Here is a 3637-nt window from a genome sequence, read left to right on the forward strand (position 1 = left end):
GGCGCGCTCGGCCGCGTCGCCGACGAGCTGGTCTGGCTGTGCGCCCCGGAACCGATGGTCGCGGTCGGCAACTGGTACGAGGACTTCGAGCAGCTCACCGACGCCGAGGTGGTCGATCTGCTCGCCCGCGCCGACGCCGCACAGTGAGATTGAAGAGACTGGTATCGGAGACCGCTGGTTTAGTGGTGGCCGGAGAAATCAGGAAGCGGAGATACCGACCGCGGTGACTCCGTCCAAAGTCCCGACGTAAGCGCGGTCCTGGCCAAGCGTCGGGGAGGCGAAGTGCGGGCCCTTGCCGACCTGCACCTGCGCGATCTGCTTGCCAGTGCGCTGATCGAGCGCGTAGAGGATCCCGGCGCCGTCATCGATGGACCACACCGCGCCGCCGCCTACCGCCGGCGGATCCGCCGCCGACTGCGGATCTGCTTGCCAGAGCACGGAGACGCCTTTGGCGTCCACGGTCACGGCCCTGATACCGCCGCGGCACGGCAGGTACGCCGTCGATCCGTCCACTGCCGCCGCGCCATATGCCGCGCACAGCGGAATCTGCGCGAGCTGACCGCCGATCCCACCGAGATGATCGGGGTTCAGCACATAGGCGGTGCCGCGCTTTCCGGCGATCAGGACGTAGCCGTTGACTACCGTCGGCGACATGGAACCGAGGTCGAGGTCGGCGGCGTTGTCGGCGGACCACTCGGTGGGCGCGAAGAAATCGGCCCGCTTCAGATCCGGGGTGAGTTCGAGTACGGAGTCGCTGCCGTCGTAGTTGCCGGTCTCCGCGCCGTTGCCCACTGCGGCCAGCAGGGTCTGGCCGTGCACGACGACGCCGGCGGGCGTCCAGATGCCTCCGTTGCGCGGCGTCGGCACCCCATACGAGAGCTGATTGCCACTGCCGCTGGTCGGGATCGCGACGACCGACCCGACGTAGTTTCCGCAGTCTCCCGCCAAGCCGCCGTACGGGATGTAGACCCGGCCGAACGCGACGGTCAAGGCTCCGCGCTCCTGCGCGTCCGCAACATCGCCCGCGGCCGGCTCGGCGGGCCGAGTCCACCGAACGCCGCCGGTAGTCGGGTCGAGCGCGGCGAGAATGTGATGCCTGCCCTCGGTTTCGGCGAGCACGAACAAGGAACCGGTGACCGGGTCGTACGCGGGTGTCGCGGTGATGCCGAGCGGGTCGATGTTGCCGCAGGGCAGCTGGGACAGCGGCTCGGGACGGCCCACGGTCGTGTGCCACAGCACGTGCCCGTCGGCGGGGGAGAGGCCGTAAACCGAGTCGTTCTCGGTCGCCGCGATGACCATCCCGCCGAGCAGCAACGGTTGCCCGTATACCGCACTGTCGAGATGTGCACGCCATGCGACGGTCAGCTTGCCGGGATGTGTGACGCCGGCCGCGGTGCCGTTGCGTGCGTTGTCGCGATGGAACGTGACCCAGTCGGACGCGCCGACAGCGACCGGCGTTCCGGTCGCGGTGGCCTGCGGCATAGGTGTCGACGGATTCGTGGACGCCGCTGATGGAGACGTTCCACCGCCTGACGAACACGCCGACGCCAGCGCGGCGAACGCCCCTAGGGCGGCCGTGATCACGAGTCTGCGACTACGCATCGCCCCAGTCTCGCAGCGGCCGTGCTTTAGCGCATGATCGGATATCACTCCGTAAGAACCGCCGAAGCATCCGCGATCTTGCCCGGTCACGAACTCAGGCCACGAACCCAGGTCAGGAACCCAGGTCAGGAACCCATCGGCAGCAGCAGGACCGGTGTGGTAGTCGGTTGCGCCGATCCGTGGGCGGGCTCGACAGTCAGTCCGATGGTCTGTGCGTCACCGAGGCCGTGCGCTACGACCGGGTTCGGATTCCCGGTGGCGGGGACCGTCAGCAGGCCGCCAGAGCGCGCGCCGGTCGGGCCGATCATCCAGAGCTGATACGTCTTGCCCGTAGGGGGAGCGGACAGTCCGGTGAACGAGATCACCGCCTCGTCACGGCTGCGCGAGTCCAGCACCATCGCCGTACCACCGGTACGCACCGCGGCCCGGCCGCTGCGAGCGTCAGGGGCGGAAAGCAGTTGCTGCACGACGCCGGCCTGCTGAGATAGCGCGTTGAGCTGGCGCTGCTGGCTCGCGGAGTGCACGCCGAGGCCGATCGCCACGCCGGCGAGCACGGCTGCCGCCGCCCAGCCACTCCAGGCGAGACCGCGCCGACGCCGCCGGCTCGGTGCGTCTCCGATCGGCGTTACCTGTGCGTTGGACCGTTCCGCATCGGACTGTCCTGCGTTGGACTGGTCAGCTGCGGACCGTTCAGCTTCGGGTAACGGCCCGCCGCTGGCGCCGCTTTCGCTCGTGCTGCCGCTGCGACTGTCGTAGAACTCGCCGCTGACCTCGGGCGGGAGCTGCCGGGTGACGGCGACACGCGCATCCACGGCTGACTTGAGCCGGGCCGGTGGTTCCAGCGCCACGGCCTTCCCCAGCACCGCAGTGACCTCACGCAGTTCCGCGACCTCCTGGCTGCACGCCGAGCATTGCGCCAGGTGTTCCTCGAACGCCTCGCGCTCTGCGGGGGCGAGCGCATCGCACACGTACGCACCGGTCAGCGTGTGAACGTCCGGCATCGCGTTCATAGTCATCGCCCCACTCCCAGGCAGTCGCGCAGCCTGGCCAATCCGTCGCGCATCCGCGTCTTGACGGTGCCTAATGGCACCGAGAGCAGCTGCGCAACCTGCGGATACGTGTACCCGCTGTAATACGCGAGAGTGACCGACTCGCGTTGCAGCTCGGTCAGCCCGCCGAGGCAGTTGCGCACCCGCTGCTGGTCCAGCCGGTTTTCCACCGTCTCGACCACGTCGTCGTAGTCGACCACCGCCGACGAACGCGCCAACCTCGCCTCACGATCCTCGGCCGCCTGCTCGGAACGCACCCGGTCCACAGCGCGGCGGTGCGCCATGGTCATCACCCAGGCCTGCGCGGATCCGAGCTCCGGGTTGAACCGGCTGGCCGTGCGCCACACCTCGACCAGGACCTCCTGGGCCACCTCCTCGGCCTGCGCCGGATCCCGCAGCACCCGCCTGGCCAGGCCGAAGACCGGACCGGCGAAGGCCGCGTAGACGTGGTCGAAGGCGTCGCGGTCCCCGAGCGCGACCTTGCGCAGGCACTCCTCGGGCGTCGGCCGGTCCGCGCCGCGCCCGCCGGCCTCGGGCCCGGGCACGCCGCGCAACCCGGCCGGACGGCCCGCACCCGCTTGCGAAGAAGCTCGATCCGTCACGGTTCTCCCACCAGCTGCGCGTCTCGGCCGCGATCCGACACAGTGATCCTCACACGTTTGCTTCGGAGCCGTCGGCCCCGCGGATTGCCGTCGTGCACGTGTCCGCGATCGCGGCCCCGGACCATTCGGCGACGGTTTATTCTCGTCCGCTATGACAACGCTCGTGTGGTTTCGTCGTGATCTGCGCCTGGCCGACCATCCCGCGCTCGACGCGGCGCTGCGGGCGCACGAGCACGTGGTGCCGGTCTTCTGCTTTGACGAGCGGCTGCTGGCCGGACGACACGCCTCCGGACCGCGCACGCGATTCCTGATCGAGTGCCATCGCCTGGGTTGACGATGACGCGTTGTTCGCCGCGTGGACCGAGGGCCGCACCGGGTTCCCGC

At 69.5% G+C, this 3637-nt stretch carries 4 protein-coding genes; 1 reads left to right on the forward strand and 3 read right to left on the reverse strand.

The genetic code is table 11. The annotated features are described in order from the left end of the window. Nucleotides 1-198: 198 nt before the first annotated feature. The 3 genes from VFB40_RS20410 to VFB40_RS20420 all read right to left on the reverse strand — a co-directional run bounded on the left by VFB40_RS20410 (nucleotide 199) and on the right by VFB40_RS20420 (nucleotide 3196). The gene (locus VFB40_RS20410) at nucleotides 199-1482 is read right to left on the reverse strand and encodes a BamB-related PQQ repeat family beta-propellar protein (RefSeq protein ID WP_324853051.1); all 1284 of its coding nucleotides are present in this window, start codon (nucleotides 1480-1482) and stop codon (nucleotides 199-201) included. 245 nt (nucleotides 1483-1727) lie between these two features. Continuing rightward, nucleotides 1728-2618: an anti-sigma factor gene (locus tag VFB40_RS20415; protein WP_324853053.1), complete on the reverse strand. Its 891-nt coding sequence runs from the start codon at nucleotides 2616-2618 to the stop codon at nucleotides 1728-1730. Then, nucleotides 2615-3196, reverse strand: a complete 582-nt coding sequence (locus tag VFB40_RS20420) for an ECF RNA polymerase sigma factor SigK (protein WP_324853055.1) — start codon at nucleotides 3194-3196, stop codon at nucleotides 2615-2617. Before VFB40_RS20420 ends, VFB40_RS20415 begins: the two co-directional genes overlap by 4 nt. A gap of 208 nt (nucleotides 3197-3404) precedes the next feature. Between VFB40_RS20420 and VFB40_RS20425 the strand changes: the two genes are divergently transcribed. After that, nucleotides 3405-3587 carry a deoxyribodipyrimidine photo-lyase gene (locus tag VFB40_RS20425; RefSeq protein WP_324853057.1) on the forward strand — a complete coding sequence of 61 codons (183 nt, stop codon included), beginning with the start codon at nucleotides 3405-3407 and terminating at the stop codon, nucleotides 3585-3587. Nucleotides 3588-3637: the final 50 nt, after the last annotated feature.

The organism is Actinocrinis sp. (genome assembly GCF_035650855.1).
Classification (GTDB): Bacteria; Actinomycetota; Actinomycetes; order Streptomycetales; family Catenulisporaceae; genus Actinocrinis.

Excerpts from the sequence above, each read along its gene's own strand:
- VFB40_RS20410 (WP_324853051.1), bottom strand. The coding sequence starts at position 1,482 with ATGCCGCAGGCCACCGCGACCGGAACGCCGGTCGCTGTCGGCGCGTCC.
- VFB40_RS20415 (WP_324853053.1), bottom strand. The coding sequence starts at position 2,618 with ATGACTATGAACGCGATGCCGGACGTTCACACGCTGACCGGTGCGTAC.
- VFB40_RS20425 (WP_324853057.1), top strand. The coding sequence starts at position 3,405 with ATGACAACGCTCGTGTGGTTTCGTCGTGATCTGCGCCTGGCCGACCAT.